The sequence below is a fragment of the Haematospirillum sp. H4485 genome, assembly GCF_012102745.1.
Taxonomy (GTDB): Bacteria; Pseudomonadota; Alphaproteobacteria; order Rhodospirillales; family Rhodospirillaceae; genus Haematospirillum.
Genome location: NZ_JAAVSY010000001.1, coordinates 42010 through 58200 on the forward strand (window position 1 = coordinate 42010; position 16191 = coordinate 58200).

Sequence of the window (16191 nt, forward strand, 5' to 3'; positions counted from 1 at the left end):
CCTGATCTGATCATTGCAATTGTTTCTCAGTCAAAATACTGCGGTGGAGTATTGGATGTATTTGTGATTGTATTCATGGCTCTGCACTGTTCCTTTCTCAGATGAATGCGGATTGTGCTTCAAAGGTTTTTCCGGCGTGTTTGATGTCTTTGCATCATGGGAGGGGATATGGGCACAGATCATGACACAACTCTGCATGCTGCTGTCAGTGCTGAGCGCTCTTTGTCAGGTGTTGATGCGGATGGTAACGCCACCGGGATGTCCTATATTCCTTACCCTGCCGATTCTGTCTGGGAATGGCGCATCCCATACGTTCAAGGTACAGGGGACACCGCAGTCTATGGCGTTCAGGCTGATCGCCTTTCTTTTACCATTGACGGGCATAGCTATCATGTTACGCGTGGTTCAGGTCCCAAGTTCTGGGACATCAATCGTCTTGCCGAAGACATGGAGACTGCGCTAAGCGGAAGCATGCATGAGGCGGCAAGGATCAAGGTTACCCCGGATGGTCATTCTCTTCGGTTTATGAACATGGGTAGTGTCCGTATTGGCAAGGTCATAGCCCACCGCGATGATATTGGCAGTACAACAGAATTTCGTTTCAGTCCCGGTGAATTCAGGATCATGTTGGGCGACAATCCGCCAACCGAAGGGCCCGGTCGTGCCCTGCCACCTGTGCAGTATGCGCATGCATCTTTTCCGGGCCCTGATAGCGGGGCTGTATCCACGATGACATTCAGGTTGCCTCCATTATCCGATGGGCTGTCCCCAAAAGGCATGCAATTCAAGATTGGTGGCCATGATGTCAATATTACCTTTGCCGGCGAGCAGGATGTTTTGGGGCTGTTCGCCAAGGCCCGTTTTGAAGTTGCTGCGGACAGTAATGGGGTTATTACCATAAAAACAACGACCAAGGCTCCCATGGGGGCTGGGGAGGTAACTCTATCCAGGCCACCTGTTGCATTACAGATCCGGGATGGTGAACCTGGTGGTCTTGCGCTGGATCCTGTTCCATCTTCGATAACGCTTTCTGGCCTTTGGCCATCAGGTATACCGAACGGTGATGGGGGAGAGCCTCTCGACCTCAACATTATTTTACGCAAGGGAGAAATACTGAGGGAATCTGTTCACATTGCAGTCGATTATCGTGAGAGTACCAGCCCTGACCAGCTGGTTGAGATCCTCAATCAGGCATTCGTGAATGATCCCCACGAACTTGTTGCGTCACTGGACAGCCAGAACAGGCTTGTTATCAGTAGCCCGGAAGGATTTATCTTCGAGCGTGTGACGCTTGTCATACCTGATGGGCGTGGTCAAGCCGACACAATTGGTGCCCAGACTGAGCCCGGCAAGCCGGGTGTTATCCCGCCGCAGGATACATCGTACCGTCATTTGAATGAGCCTGCCTTGCAGAGAACTCTGCGTCTTGACCGGCAGTATCACGAGGGTGACGAGGCGTATGATCCTGCTGCCATTCCTGATCTGAGTCAGGATGCACCGTCCTTGCCCGGTGCATCCCGTATCCTGCAGCAGGATGGTGCAATGGCCTATGCACAGCCATCTTTTGCCCGGTTTGACCTGTCAGGTAACACCATGGCGATGTCGGGATCTGGCAATTCCCCGCCAGATACAAGACCGGATTTGCTGATTGTGAATCTGCAGTTCCAGATCGGGGATGAGGCCGTTACGGTTCGGGATACATTTGCGACGCTTAAAGAAATCCAGCAGGCGGTCAACGATGCCATTCGGAGCAAGCCCGGGTTGGAGAATACCTTGGCAAAAATCAGTGATGGTGCTCTTGTTATCGAGAATGCAGCCGCACAACCCTTTACGGCGGCTCATTGGTCCGTAACGCCGGCAATCGTATGGTCACCCGATATTCTGGACCGTGTGGACGGGCGTATGGCCTCAGACGCTGTGCCGTCTACTGCCTTTCTTGATATTGGTGCATATTCGGGGCATGCCTTGTCCCTGCCGTTTGAGTTTATCCACCCTGTTCTCAGTTCACCGGGCGTTCTGCATATTCAGGCGCAGTCGTGGCGTACGCCAACTGAACTGGCCAATGTGATAACGCAGGCCGGCTCTGCACACGGCATTACGGCATCCTTCCTTGTTGAGAGCAATATCGGAAAGATTATTTTGCAAGATCAGCACGGGCGTGATTTCCGGGCTGAGCGGATGACGGTTTCTGTCGAAATGCCAGACGAAAAGCACGAAGGTTTCGCTGGTGTCTGCCTGCCCTCATCTCATGGATATACCCCGGGGCCCATTACTTCGGACATTTCGGGGGACTGGATTGACCTTGATGCTATGGCATGCAGAACAGAAGAACTGCCAACGGTTGCATCCAGCCTTGTAAAATCAGAGTTTGTCCAGGATGTCTTCGAGCTTCTGCCTGACGATATGAAAGCGGCTGTAGCATTTTTTGTACCAGAGTTCGCAGAGCTGCTTTGACATTCCTTATGCAGCGGCAGTGTTGATCCTGAGCGGGTTTCTCCGCTCAGGATCAACATACGCTGTCAGACCGACGATGCTGCCCGGGCAACTTGGTCATAGAATCCCGAAAGATCTCTTAATGCCGTTGCAAGATGGTGAAAGCCATCCCCGCTATCATCCTGTCGTTCAGCAGCGTCGCGCAGACATTTGGTTCGAATGGCAAGATAGGATCTACAGACGGTTTCACCTTGTGTTGTTGTCCTGTAAAAGCGCTCCTTACCGCGGCGCTCTCCCTCGACCAATCCTGACTTGAGCATTTTTTTCAAGGAATAATTAACTGTGTGCTGGTCTTCCACATTCAGGACAAAGCAAATGTCTGCCAGTCGTTTTGCCCGTCTGCGGTGATTGACACTGTGAAGAACCAGAATATCAAGCGGGCTGAAATCCGGGTATCCAACGGCAGCCATGCACCGTGTAATCCAGCGATTGAAGGCGTTATGGGCAACGATCAGGCTGTATTCATGATCGCTTAACTGCCATTCGTGGCACAGGCTCTGTTCGTTGTGTTCGCAAACAGAGACCGGCATATTGATATCAAACCGTTGTGTGATGGCTTCATCCAGCCGTGTTTGTTCCCTTGCTTCTCGCACGAGACGTCCTCCTCTCTATCTGATTGTTTTTTATTTTCGTGCATTAGTTACACTTAATAGAGCCATCAATGACGATGTCTGCAAGGTAAAATCATAGGACATCACAAGTTTGCGGCGCGAATGTCGTGTTTACTGGGCAACCGTGAGATTTTTTCGGGATCAAGACGGTGGCATCCTGCTTCAGGGAGATCGGTTCAGCACTATGACCAACAGCATCCCATCCCATCCCATTCCGATTCGGATTTGGTATATTGCAGGTCGGCTTACGTGTTTCCTGTCGGCGTTTTGTTTGTGATGCAACAGATGCACAGCCTTGTGAGGGGATCATGTGGTTTGGTGCGCAAGAATGCCTGCTGCCCGGACTACCACGGAAATGGCGGCTTGTTCCGTTCTCTTCATAAGATCAGGTGACGGCATTTCTTGTTCGGTTCGGTTCACGATTGCACCCGCCACCATACCGGCTTTTAGGCCCATAGCGGAGCACATGGTAAACAGGGTTGCTGACTCCATCTCGTAATTCATAACGTGCAGGGCCTGCCATTCCGAGAGTGACCCAGCCCATTGGCGGCGGACATGCCCAGAGTAGGTATCATAGCGCTCTTGCCCTTGGTAAAAGGTATCCGAAGACGCCGTAATGCCAACGTGCAGGTTTACGCTTTCCTCTTTTGCGGCCCGAACCAAGGCTGTTGTACAGTCAAAGTCAGCTACAGCAGGGTAGCTGGCCGGTGCGAAGTGGTGGCTTGCCCCATCCAGACGTACAGCGCCAGTTGTCACCAGAATATCACCGACAGCAATGTGCTTTTGTATAGCTCCCGTTGTGCCCACGCGCAGGAAGGTGCGAATGCCAAGCTGGGCCAGTTCCTCGACCGCGATCGATGTAGACGGGCCACCAATTCCTGTTGAGCACACGACAACCGGTACGCCCTCCAGCTCACCCAGCCACGATGTGAATTCACGGTGACTGGCCAGTGGACGCGCATTATCCATACGTTCGGCAATAAGGGGGCTTCGTCCCGGGTCTCCCGGCAGAATGGCGACGGTTGCGCCCGCGAGTATGGCGCGGTTCAGGCCAAGATGAAAAACTTCGGGCTGGGTGCTGACATTGGGCATGAGAACGGCACTTCCACTTCAGGATTGTGTTGTTTCAGGATCAAGATAGAATGCACGTGGTAGCAAAGCCGATGCCGTGGTTGTTTCTATATCACCTTTCAGGTTGGTCAAGACAACCTCCAAGGCAGGCGATCCAAGCTCTATGATAACTTGGCGGCAGGCCCCGCAGGGTGCGATCGGGCCATCTGTATCGCCAACAACGGCAAGGCATGTGAATTCACCGGGTTTATACCCTTCCGAGACAGCCTTGAACAAAGCCGTTCGTTCCGCGCAGTTGCACAGTCCGTATGATGCGTTCTCGACATTGCAGCCGTGGAAGATACGGCCGTCATGTGTTTGCAGGGCAGCACCAACCTTGAAACGGGAGTACGGTGCATAGGCTTTCTCGCGGGCCTTTATCGCTTCCTGCCTGAGCTGTTGATGATGGTTCATAAAACAATTCCGATTCTGACAAGGTGTAACACGATGGTGTGGTCAAGGCGAAAGCGCACGTGCCCATGGCATGACGATTCCATCCGGGAATGGTGACAATCTGAACATGTGTGCCAAGCTTTGCCCCACATCGGCAAAGGTCTCGCGGATGCCTTCGTTGCCCGGTGGGATCCGGTGGCCAAATGCAAGAACGGGAACGTGTTCCCGTGTATGGTCGCTACCTTGCCAGGTAGGGTCGCAACCATGGTCTGCAGATACCAACAACACGTCATTTTTGCCCAGGCAAGCCATCAGTTCGGGCAGTCTGTTGTCAAAGTGCTCCAGCCCGGCGGCATAACCAGCCACATCACGGCGGTGCCCCCAGGTTTGATCAAAGTCGACAAAGTTGGTCATGATAATACTGTTCGGCCCGGTATCTTTCATGGCCCGCAGGGTGGTGTCCCACAGTGCATTGTGGCCGCTGGCCTTGATGCTGCGGGTAATACCGACGTGGGCATAGATATCGGGGATCTTACCGATGCCGACAACGGTCCCACCAGCATTCGACAACTTCTCGAGAACGGTTGGGGCAGGGGGTTTGACAGCAAGGTCGCGCCGGTTTCCTGTTCGTTTGAAGGTATCTGCTGTTGTTCCGATAAAGGGCCGGGCAATCACACGGCATATATTGTAAGGCCTTACTTCCTCAAAGGCGATCTCACATAAATCGTACAGCCGTTGCAGGCCAAAGCTTTCCTCGTGGCAGGCAATCTGGAAAACAGAATCCGAGGATGTATAGAAAATGGGCCTGCCCGTTCGTACGTGTTCCTCACCCATCTCGGCGATAATGGTCGTCCCGGAGGCATGGCAGTTGCCAAGCCAGCCCGGCAGATCAAACCTGCGAACCAAGTTCTCCAACAGTGTGGGGGGGAACGTATTGTCCTTTTTCTCGAAGTAACCCCAGTCAAACCTTATGGGCACACCGGCCAGTTCCCAGTGACCGGATGGGGTGTCCTTGCCGCTGGAGATTTCACGGGCGGCAGCCCATGCGCCGATGATATCCGGTTGAGGGTTAAACCCGGCTGGTAGTTCCCCTGTCGCAAGACGCGCGGCCAAGCCAATCCCCAGGCGTTCAAGATTAGGAATCCGCAGTGGTCCCGAGCGCTCCGGGCTATCGGCCCGCCCATCACGACACCATTGGGCTATATGGCCGATGGTGCTGGCTCCTTGGTCTCCGAAACGCTCTGCATCAGGCGTAGCGCCGATGCCAAAGGAGTCCATGATCAAGATAATGGCGCGCATGCCGGTATTCTCCTGCCTCGTCGCCTTAGTACCCATGCCCTGCCGGGGGGGGCGCCTTTGTGGCCAAGGGTGGCCAGAATATCTGCCAAAAGCCCCGATGCACCAAAGCGGAATGTTTCGGGGCTTATCCAGTCAGGCCCCATAATCTGTTCTGCCAGATCAAGATAAAGCCCGGCATCGGCAACGGTCCGGATTCCACCCGATGCCTTGAATCCTACCTTCCTGCCGCAGTCCCGAATGGTTTCAAGCATGATGCGGGCGGCGTCAGGCGTCGCATTGACATCAACCTTTCCGGTAGAGGTTTTCAGGAAATCAGCACCGGCTGTGATACTGATTTCTCCGGCCTGGCGGATCAGGGCAGGATCACGCAGCATGCCCGTTTCAAGAATGGCCTTGAGAACCTTGGAGCCAGCGGCTTTGCGGCTTTGCGCAACCACAGACTGACCAGCCGCCGTATTGCCATCCAGCAGGGCAGACCAAGGGAAGACAACGTCGATCTCGTCGGCCCCTTGTTCAATGGCAGATTCAGCTTCCCGTGCCGCTGCTGCGGCATTTTCCCCGCCGTGTGGGAAGTTGGTAACCGTAGCCAGCCTTACATTCTTCAAGTTCTGCTTTACCAGCGCTGCCCTGGCTGCGGGAACAAGGTGTGGCCAGATGCACAGGGCGGCCGGTGCCCCGAAAGGTGTATTGGCCCTTTCAGCCATTGCGGAAACAGTTGCAGTATTATCTGCTGTATCCAGTGATGTCAGATCCATCAGGGACAGGGCCCGCTTGGCTGTCGTGGCCTGTTGCTGCAGAGTGCCTGTATCAGTCATGCATCATTGTCCACAAAGTCAGGTGAAGCTATTAAAGCCCCGCAGGTCTACCCTGTCAGGCAGCCTGCGGGACAGCTGGAATTAGAGCGACAAGAATATACCGGCAATTGTGGCGCTCATAAGGTTGGACAATGTGCCGGCTGTTACAACCCGAAGGCCATACTGTGTGACCTCTGAACGGCGTTCGGGCGCTACAGCTGCAAAGCCGCCGGCAAGGATAGCAATTGAGGCGAAATTGGCAAAGCCGCACAGGGCAAAGGAAACAATGGCAATGGTCCGTGGGTCCAGAGCCTGCAGGCCGCTGGCTGCAACCGTTCCGGCATCTTTGAGATAGGCGGACAGCTGGCTGTAGGCCACAAATTCATTGATGATCATTTTCTGGCCGATAAAGTTACCGGCGATCTGTGCATCCTGCCACGGTACGCCAATCATCCACGCCAAGGGAGAGAAGGCCGCCCCCATCAGGAATTCCAGATTCCATTCCGGATGACCAAAAAGACTGAAGAACCCCCCCACTGCTCCATTGCACAGGGCAATCAGGGCAATGAAGGCGATCAGCATGGCACCGACATTCAGCGCAATCTGCAAGCCGACCAATACGCCCGAGGCTGCAGCTTCGATGATGTTTGTTGGGCGTTTCTCGTCAAAGTGAATTTCGTTGAATTCGACCTGGCTGGGTTCGGTATCCGGATGAATAAGTTTTGCGAACAAAAGCCCACCGGGAATAGCCATGAACGAAGCCGCCAGCAGGTATTCCATCTTGACGCCCATGCCGGCGTATCCTGCCAGTACCGAGCCAGCAACAGCGGCCATGCCGCTCGACATGACCGTAAACAATTCTGCCCCGTTCATACGGTTGATGAAGGGCTTGACGACGGCGGGCATTTCGCTTTGGCCAACAAAAATAGTGGTGACAGCCGAGAATGATTCCAGTCTGGATACGCCAATTACCTTGTGGAACAGGGTGCCCAGTATGATCACAAACCACTTCATCAGCCCAATGTAGTAGAGCACTGAAACAAGGGCGGTTACAAAAATGATGGCACTGAGGACGCGGAAGGCAAAGACAAAGCCGCTGTCGCCGAACAACACAAACATCTTGCTGTCAACAAGGCCGCCGAACAGAAAAGCAGCGCCTTCGTGACCATAATCCAGAACATGGTTTACGCCATTTGCTGCAGCAGCCAGAACATCCTTGCCCAAGGGCACAAACAGAACCAGTGCCCCAATAGCAATCTGGCAAAGCAAGGCCGCAACAACAACCCTGGGCCTGATCGCACGGCGGTTATTGGAAATGGCCAGGCCGATCAACAGAAGGATGGCCATTCCAAGGAGGCTGCGCCAAATATCCATAAGTGTCACCTAAATCGTTGACTCAATCATTCGCTTTGCGTGCCACAACCTGAAAAGACAGGCGCCATGTTTCCATGGGTCCAAGCGGCGGAATTCTGCCATGTTCAGAATTGGTCACCGTCATATGTCTAGCCGTCTCCGGCAGGGCACCAGAACCATAGCAATTCATTCTGCGAAAGCGAGACTTTTGTGATGCAGGGATAAAAAAGCACTATCACAGTCATGATATTGATTAAGAAAGAATTTTATGAATGTACTTTGTTTGCATGTTTCTGATTTTTTCTGCTTATGTGAGAAAGCTAGTGAGTGCCATAAGTTTTTGCCGTACCCCTTGATTGCAATCGAGTGGGCGGATCGCCTGTCGGTAAATTCCTGTAGAAAAAATGTTATCCCCTGAAAAATAAGGCTTGATTGTTTCGGTGCGGACGGCTACAAACCCGCCGTGCCTACGACGTCCCCATCGTCTAGAGGCCTAGGACACCGCCCTTTCACGGCGGCGACCGGGGTTCGAATCCCCGTGGGGACGCCAAGAGCACAAGCGGGAGAGGCTCCTTTTCAAATGAAAAGGCGCCTTTTTTATTACTTTTTCTTTGGGCTGTTCCGCGATCAGAAGCGTTGCCGTGTTTCTTGATTCTGACGGGTGCCTCGTGTTTGCAGGATGGACCAACCATGACCCCCGATGAAGCCAGACAACGTGTTCTTTACCGGGACCGGCTTGTTCTGGTTCTTGATAAACCTGCTGGAATGCCTGTTCATGCAGGACCAGGGGGCGGTGATACGGTCGAGGATTATTTCCGCTATTTGTGTTTTGAACACCCGCGCCCCCCTTCTTTGGCCCATCGTCTGGATCGGGATACATCCGGATGCCTGATCTTGGGCCGTCATCACAAGGGGTTGCGGCGGATGGGCAAGCTGTTTCAGCAGGGGGCTGTTGGTAAAGTCTATTGGGCTGTCACAACGGGAATTCCAGAGGTTGGTGCAGGTGTTGTAGACCAGCCCTTGAGCAAGCTGACTCCCGCCGGTGGGTGGAAAATGGTTGTGGATCCAGCGGGAGGGCAGCCTTCTGTGACCGAATATCGGGTTCTTGGGCGTTCTTCGCAGGGGCTGGCGTGGATTGAATGTCGCCCCAGAACAGGGCGTACCCACCAGATTCGGGTGCATATGGCGCATATTGGTGCCCCGTTGCTGGGGGACCGGGTTTACGGCGATGTGGGTCAGCGGGTCCGTATGCATCTTCATGCCCGTTCGGTCCGCATTCCCCTGTATGCTGAAAAGCCACCGATTTTTGTAGATGCCCCCCCGCCAGAGCATATGCGGGATGCCTTGAAGGCATGTGGGTGGGACGGCATTCCCTAGGCTTGGGAGTCTGCCCAGTCCTCTGGCCAGCTGGGGCCAAGTGGAACCTTGCCCAGGGCACCGGGACGATCTAGGATATAGTGTGGCAGGGCGATGCCCGTCAGGCGTCCGCGCAAAGCTTTCAGCAGGGCACGTCCCTCCTCTATTTCCAGCCGGAAGTGGCTGGTTCCCTTGGCCATGTCAGGGTGGTGAAGGTAGTAGGGCTTGATCCTGTTGCGCAGGCAGGCACGAAACAGGGCCTCCAATGCATCCACGTTGTTGTTGACGTCTTTCAGAAGCACAGTCTGTGAAACAAGTGGAATTCCCGCTTTGCTCAGGCTTGCAACAGCATGGCAGACTTCGGGGGCAAATTCATCGGCGTGGTTGACGTGAATGGCAACCCAGACGGTGGCCCTGTCCAGGGAAGTCAATGCGGTAACAAGGTCTGGTGTAATGCGCTTGGGGTCATGGATGGGCAGGCGCGTATGGAAGCGAATCAGTTCGATATGATCCATGCTGTCCAATGCGCCGAGGATGTAGTGCAGGCGCCGGGGTGACAGCAGCAGGGGGTCTCCGCCTGTCAGGATGACCTCGCGCAGTTCCGTGTGGTCTGCAATGTAGGACAGGGCTTTCTCAAGCTCTTCATCATTCAGGCTTTCAGAGCCTGGTCCCACAACTTCGCGGCGGAAACAGAAGCGGCAGTAGGCTGCACAAACGTGTACCGGCTTGAGAAGAACCCGGTCCGGGTAACGATGAACAATCCCAGCTATCGGGCTCTTCAGGCTGTCGCCGATTGGGTCAGCCAATTCATCGGGGGTTGTAAGCAGTTCCTTGACAGAGGGCCGGAATTGTCGCGCCAAAGGGCTGTCGTCCGGCAGATCAGCCATTTGACGTTCAAGGAAAGGGGTTGTGCGCACAGCGTAACGGCGCGCAACATCCTCAAGCTGGTCCTGCGCTTCTGTCATCATGATTGGCAGCGGTATACCCGGTATGGCCCGGAAAGCAAGACGTTTGCATAATAGTTTGTCTTTACAACAGGATTTTTTAACCAGATCCGTGGACACTGTTCCCCACAAGCGATGAACAGGGGGGGCAGTGCGGTGCATTATAAGGCTATCAAGGTGGAAATTACGCAGCCTATCCCGTATACGAACCAGAATTTTTATGAAATCGTGTGGGCTGCGCGGCTGGAAGTCTTTCGTCAGGCCTTGGAGGGTGGAGCCAAGACGCCATTCGATATTATAGCTTGCCTCGTTAATCTGGAGCAACAGTTTACCTTTGGTGTAGAGAAACTGCCTTCCCCGACAGGCGATGGTACTTTGTACCTTAACGGTGTTGTAAGGCTGGTGCCAAATCCTGACAGCAATCAGCAAAGCCTATCCGCACCATCATACAGCTTTAATCAGATACTCTCTGCGGTCGTGCAGCATTGTGATGATAAGGTTAAGTCTATTGTAGAGCTTGGTGCCGGTTATGGTCGTAACCTGATGGAGCTGCGCCATCATCTGCGGCGCCCTGACCTTGCGCTCATCGGGGCTGAATATACCCAGTCCGGACGGGACGCCATGGAGTTCTTCAATGCCAGTTTTCCGGATCTAACCCCGATTCAAACCGTTTTTACCGATCACCGCCTGGCATCCTTTCCTTTTATTCCCGGTAAGGACAAGGTGCTGGTTTTTAGCTGCCACTCCCTTGAGCAGGTTGAGAAGTTACCGTTGGATTTCTTTGTCAATCTTGCAGCTTCTGCGGAGGACATCACCGGTGTCCATATCGAACCATTCGGTTTTCAGGCAGTCCCCAGAAGCGCGTGGAGCGCTGTCAATCATGCGCACAACGCCTTTATCCGCTTCAAGGATTATAACCTGAACATGTGGGCGTGCCTGGAACATGCTGTGCGTGAACAGGCCATCACGATAACCGGTGTGGCTCTCAATGCATCCTTTGCCCAGCCGGAGAATCCATCGTCTGTTGTTGTCTGGAAAAAGTGTACCGCTTGATCAGGCCTTGCGTTCCAAGGCACCAACTTCAACATCATTCCAGCTTTCAATCCAATGTGGAAGCGGAGGACGCAACCCTGAATCGGCGCCAAGCATTGTGGCAATGTGACTGGGGTCTACAACGCCGGCCGCGTCGACAAAGCAGGTTTTGACCATGGCAATACAGGCCACAACGCCCTTGCGGGTCACGAACTTCTGCTCGATCCACAGCCAGCGATCATCCCAGCACACAAGCCGTGTTTCAAGCTGGAACGGCTGAAAAGGCCGCAATCCCTTGCGATAGCGTAGCATCTGGGCCCCGACCATTGCCTGCAGCTTGTTTTTCAGGATCAGCTTCCACATGCCACAGCGCATCATCAGGTCGATCCGGCCAAGATCCATGATCGCAGCATAGTGCGCGTTGTTCATGTGAATATTCAGGTCAACATCCGATGGCCAAACCCGACCCTTCAGGACCGAGGTTTCGGTAAAGCCCAGCCGTGGCCGGAACCAGACACATACCAGAAGCCACAGGAAACGCAGCCAGAGAGTCATCGTGTGTGGCCTGCCTGAGGGGATGGTCCGTCTTTTATACGTGGTTAAGGAACAAAAGACGGACAGGAAAGGAGTATCCTAGAAGGCGTCGTCGGGGAAGTCCATCATGCTTGAGGCACCGCTCATCAGCCCGGAAAACAGGGCACCCGTCTGTGGCAGGACCCGCTGCATGAAGAAACGGGCCGTGGCAATCTTGGCCTCGTAGAATGCGGCATCTCCGTTGGTACCCGTAGCCAGTTTGTCGCGCGCGACATCAACACTGCGACACCACAGATAGGCAATGGCTGTCAGGCCAAAGAGCCGCAGGAAATCAGACGATGCCGCGCCGGCTTCATCGCGGTTGGCCATGGCCTTTTGTGCGATAAAACCTGTGGCTTGTTGCAGGCGCGTGAATGCCTTGGCCAGCGGGGCAACAAATTCTTCCATAGCCTCATCTTCGCCTTTGGCAGCGATGTAGTCGGATACCGGGTGAAAGAATCGTCGCAGGTAACGTCCAGCGAAAGCGGGCATCTTGCGGCCGACCAGATCCAGGGCCTGGATGCCGTTGGTACCTTCGTAAATCTGGGCGATACGTGCGTCGCGGACGTATTGCTCCATACCCCATTCACGAATATAGCCATGTCCGCCGTAAACCTGAACGCCCAGGTTGGTTGCCTCTGACCCCAGGTCGGTGATCAGGGCTTTGACGATAGGGGTCATCAGGGCCACCAGATCATCCGCTTCCTGGCGCACATCTGGGTCCGGATGTGCGGTTGCCAGATCCAGTGCATGGGAAACCCAGGCCACCAAAGCACGTGATCCTTCCATGGTGGCACGCTGGGTCAGCAACATCTTGCGGACATCAGGATGAACCAGAATGGGATCGGCCTTGGCTTCGGGCTTTTTGGCACCACTCAGGGCGCGCCCCTGAATCCGGTCACGGGCATAGGCTACGGCCCCTTGGTATGATGCTTCGCCCAGTCCAAGCCCCTGGACACCAACGGCCAGCCGCTCGGTGTTCATCATCGTGAACATGGCACGCATGCCTTTATGTGGTTCTCCTACCAGCCACCCGGTTGCGTCATCAAAATTCATGACACAGGTTGCAGACGCCTTGATCCCCATCTTGTGTTCAATCGAACCGCACATGACACCGTTGCGCTGGCCCGGGTTTCCTGCCGGATCCGGCAGGAATTTCGGTACCACAAACAGGGAAATGCCCCTGGCGCCCTCGGGTGCTCCGGGTAGTTTGGCCAGAACCAGGTGGATAATGTTCTCGCTCAGGTCATGTTCCCCGGCCGAGATAAAAATCTTGGTGCCCGTAATGCGATAGCTGCCGTCCGGGTTGGGGTCAGCCTTGGTGCGGATCATACCCAGGTCTGTTCCGCAATGCGGTTCGGTCAGGCACATGGTTCCTGACCATTCACCAGAGACCAGCTTCGGAAGATAAACGTTTTTCTGCTCTTCCGTGCCATAGGCCGACAGCGAGACATACGCGCCATGGGTCAGGCCGGGGTACATGCCAAAGCTGAGGTTTGCCGAGCAGATCATCTCTTCCACCAAGCTGTTGACCAGCTTGGGCATGCCCTGGCCCCCATAGTCCGGAGAGCAGGCAATGGCCGCCCATCCAGCCTCGCAGAATGCCCGGTAGGCATCACGGAAACCCGAGGGTGTTCGTACCACCCCGTTTTCATAGGTGCAGCCTTCCTCGTCACCGGGACGGTTGAGAGGGTAGAGGACCTGCTCGCAGAACTTGGCAGCTTCTTCCAGCACGGCGTCCAGGACATCCGGTGTCATGTCTTCATAGCCGGGCAGGGTATGCAGCGCGCCACCGTCAAAAAGCTCGTGCAGGACAAAGCGCATCTCACGCAGGGGGGCCTTGTAGGGAGCGGCCATGGCGTTTTTCCTTCAGCTTGTCAGTTGCGCAGGGGCTTGCCGGTCAGCAGCATGTGCTCGACCCGGTCCAGTGTGCCTTTCTGGCGCACCAGCCGCATGAAAGAGGACCGTTCCAGCGCAAGAATATTTTCTTCTGTCAGGGTCTCGGTATGATCCGTTTCTCCGCCGGACAGGATGTTCGCCAGTTCCAGGGAAACCACTTCGTCGTACGGTGTTGCCTTGCCCATGCGGCGGAACTGGCCCAGTGCCATTTCCATGGCAACCTTCCCGGTTTCACCCGGCAGTTTGAGTTCGATGGGCTCTGCCGGTTTATAACCCTGAACCATGGCCAAGGCTTTTGCCTTGGCGTCGGCCAGCAGGCGGTAACGGTTCATGGTAATGCCGTCACTGTCCCGCAGGAAACCACGTTCCTTGGCATCCATGGCGGACTTGGCCACGGTTGCGGTGGAAATGGTCTCAAAGGCTTTTGCAACCGGTGGCATTGGCCCCTTGGGCAGGGCCGGATGAACACTCAGGCGGTGCAGCATTTCCTTGCAGCCACCCCAGCCCGGGATCAGGCCAACCCCGACTTCGACCAAGCCCATATAGGTTTCTGCATGGGCTTGTACGGCATCACAATGCAGGAGGATTTCGCACCCACCTCCCAGCGCCATGCCCGATGGTGCTCCGACAACCGGGAACGGGGCACGCTTCAAGGCCATGTAGGCTTTCTGACCGTTTTCCACCATCTCTTCGATCATGGGCCAGGCTGCAATATTGGCCGCAAAAATAGCCAGACCAAGATTGGCACCAACCGAGAAATTGGAGCCTTCGTTGTAGACCAGAAGAGCCTTGAAGCCGTTTTTGGGAATGAAGCGAACCGTCTGGCTGATCATTTTCAGGATCTCGGGATCCAGTGAATTCATCTTTGATGTGAATTCCAGACAGGCAACCCCGTCACCGATATTCCACAGAGAGGCTGAGCCATTCTTCAGCAGTGGCTTTGCCGTACGCTTGATATCCTCCAGAAGGATGACGCCATCCGGACGGGTCAGTTCTTTCCATGATCCGTCCGGAGACAGGGCCATCCGCCGCCCGTTCTCAATCTGGTAAAAGCTCTTGCCCGCTGCTGTCTCCAGGAAGGCAGGTACAGGCATGCCTTCTTGTTTGAGGGTGGCGATCAGCGCATCGGGGCCGATCTGGTCAGCCAGCTGGAACGGGCCGAATTTCCAGTTATAGCCAAGGCGCATGGCTTCATCGATGTCATCAACCGATGCGGTAACGTCTGGTATCAGGGATGCGGCATAAGACAACGTGCGGGCCATAACGCGCCGTGCATACCGTCCCCCTTTGTCCGGATGGGACAGAAGAACCTGACCGGCCTTCTTTCCGGCTTCTTTTGCGGCATCAAGCGAAGCCAGCTGAGGCTTGACGGAAACCCGGTACTGCCCAGTCTTCAGGTCGATTCCTTCCTTGATCTTTTCTGTACTGGTCCGGTTGATACGGTAAAAGCCCCCCTTGCCTTTGCGGCCGGTATAGCCATCGGCAATCATGGTCCGGATCAGTGCAAGATCGCGGTTGATAACATGGAAGGCATCGGTTTTGGGCAGCAGGGACAGCATGGACTGAAGGATGTGCGGCATCAGGTCCAGGCCGACCAGATCCATCAACCCGAAAACGCCGGTTTTGGGAATGCCGAACGGACGCCCGAGAATGGCATCGGCTTCTTCGATACTGATATCGTTGTCCATTGCTTCGACAACGGCAGCCAGGATCCAGAGAATGCCAAGGCGGTTGCCGATAAAGCCCGGTCGGTCCTGGCAGTGAACAATCGATTTGCCCAGCTTCAGGTCGCAGAACGCGGATACGGCATCGATCGCCTCCGCCCTTGTTTGTGGGCCGCGCACCACTTCCAGCAGCCGCATGTACCGTGGCGGATTGAAAAAGTGCGTGATGCAGAAATCACGGGAAAAGGCATCAGAAAGTCCCTTGGTCAGGCTTTCCAGCGGAATCGTTGACGTGTTGGAAGAGACAATGCAGCCCTTCTTGCGTACGCCATCCAGTTTCCGGTACAGGTCCTGCTTGATATCCAGCCGTTCGACAACGGCTTCGATAATCCAGTCACAGTCGGCCAGCCGCGGCAGATCATCTTCCAGATTCCCGGTCTGGATATTTCTGGCGCATCCTTTGGTCATGAAGGGTGCCGGGTCTGCCTTCAACATTTTCTGTACAGCAGTTTCGGCGATGACGCTCCGGTTTTCCGCATCGGCTGGAACAATATCCAGCAACACAACGGGAACGCCGGCATTGGCAATATGAGCCGCAATGCCGGCACCCATGACGCCGGCTCCAATGACCGCTACCTTGTTGATCGGGGTTGCCATCTATTGTTTCTCC

12 protein-coding genes, 1 tRNA gene and 1 pseudogene are annotated in these 16191 nt (G+C 54.9%); 4 read left to right on the forward strand and 10 right to left on the reverse strand.

Annotated features, from left to right (window positions below):
• Window positions 1-168: 168 nt before the first annotated feature.
• Window positions 169-2454, forward strand: coding sequence for a hypothetical protein (locus HEQ61_RS00190; RefSeq protein WP_168018556.1), 2286 nt, complete (start codon window positions 169-171; stop codon window positions 2452-2454).
• A gap of 65 nt (window positions 2455-2519) precedes the next feature.
• On the opposite strand, the gene HEQ61_RS00195 is transcribed toward HEQ61_RS00190, so the two are convergent.
• The 6 genes and pseudogenes from HEQ61_RS00195 to HEQ61_RS00220 form a co-directional block, all read right to left on the reverse strand.
• On the reverse strand, window positions 2520-3086 hold the full coding sequence (locus tag HEQ61_RS00195) for a winged helix DNA-binding protein (protein ID WP_322099156.1): 567 nt from the start codon (window positions 3084-3086) through the stop codon (window positions 2520-2522).
• A gap of 324 nt (window positions 3087-3410) precedes the next feature.
• Window positions 3411-4196, reverse strand: coding sequence for a uridine phosphorylase (gene udp, locus HEQ61_RS00200; protein ID WP_168018558.1), 786 nt, complete (start codon window positions 4194-4196; stop codon window positions 3411-3413).
• Window positions 4197-4214: 18 nt separating this feature from the next.
• A pseudogene (locus HEQ61_RS00205) lies at window positions 4215-4637 on the reverse strand (cytidine deaminase); the annotation flags it as partial.
• Between the two features lie 33 nt (window positions 4638-4670).
• Window positions 4671-5906: a phosphopentomutase gene (locus tag HEQ61_RS00210; protein ID WP_168018562.1), complete on the reverse strand. Its 1236-nt coding sequence runs from the start codon at window positions 5904-5906 to the stop codon at window positions 4671-4673.
• Window positions 5888-6721 (reverse strand): deoxyribose-phosphate aldolase, encoded by an 834-nt coding sequence (gene deoC / locus HEQ61_RS00215; RefSeq protein WP_168018564.1) that lies wholly within the window; start codon window positions 6719-6721, stop codon window positions 5888-5890. The genes HEQ61_RS00210 and deoC overlap by 19 nt, the downstream gene beginning before the upstream one ends.
• An 81-nt stretch (window positions 6722-6802) precedes the next feature.
• Window positions 6803-8074: a NupC/NupG family nucleoside CNT transporter gene (locus HEQ61_RS00220; protein ID WP_168018566.1), complete on the reverse strand. Its 1272-nt coding sequence runs from the start codon at window positions 8072-8074 to the stop codon at window positions 6803-6805.
• A 453-nt stretch (window positions 8075-8527) separates the two neighbouring features.
• Between HEQ61_RS00220 and HEQ61_RS00225 the strand changes: the two genes are divergently transcribed.
• Window positions 8528-8603, forward strand: a tRNA-Glu gene (locus HEQ61_RS00225).
• Between the two features lie 140 nt (window positions 8604-8743).
• Entirely contained in the window at window positions 8744-9430 is a 687-nt protein-coding gene (locus HEQ61_RS00230) for an RluA family pseudouridine synthase (RefSeq protein WP_168018568.1), read from the forward strand.
• Here the strand turns inward: HEQ61_RS00230 and HEQ61_RS00235 are convergent.
• On the reverse strand, window positions 9427-10377 hold the full coding sequence (locus HEQ61_RS00235) for a lysine-2,3-aminomutase-like protein (RefSeq protein ID WP_168018570.1): 951 nt from the start codon (window positions 10375-10377) through the stop codon (window positions 9427-9429). The genes HEQ61_RS00230 and HEQ61_RS00235 overlap by 4 nt on opposite strands.
• Before the next feature lie 132 nt (window positions 10378-10509).
• Here HEQ61_RS00235 and HEQ61_RS00240 point away from each other — a divergent pair, with 132 nt between their 5' ends.
• The gene (locus HEQ61_RS00240) at window positions 10510-11406 is read left to right on the forward strand and encodes a hypothetical protein (protein WP_168018572.1); all 897 of its coding nucleotides are present in this window, start codon (window positions 10510-10512) and stop codon (window positions 11404-11406) included.
• On the opposite strand, the gene HEQ61_RS00245 is transcribed toward HEQ61_RS00240, so the two are convergent.
• The 3 genes from HEQ61_RS00245 to HEQ61_RS00255 form a co-directional block, all read right to left on the reverse strand.
• Window positions 11407-11940 (reverse strand): thioesterase family protein, encoded by a 534-nt coding sequence (locus HEQ61_RS00245; protein WP_168018574.1) that lies wholly within the window; start codon window positions 11938-11940, stop codon window positions 11407-11409.
• A 78-nt stretch (window positions 11941-12018) separates the two neighbouring features.
• A complete protein-coding gene (locus HEQ61_RS00250; protein ID WP_168018576.1) occupies window positions 12019-13815 on the reverse strand; it encodes an acyl-CoA dehydrogenase C-terminal domain-containing protein in 1797 nt (598 codons plus the stop codon).
• Window positions 13816-13835: 20 nt separating this feature from the next.
• Window positions 13836-16178, reverse strand: coding sequence for a 3-hydroxyacyl-CoA dehydrogenase/enoyl-CoA hydratase family protein (locus tag HEQ61_RS00255; protein ID WP_168018578.1), 2343 nt, complete (start codon window positions 16176-16178; stop codon window positions 13836-13838).
• Between the last annotated feature and the right edge of the window lie 13 nt (window positions 16179-16191).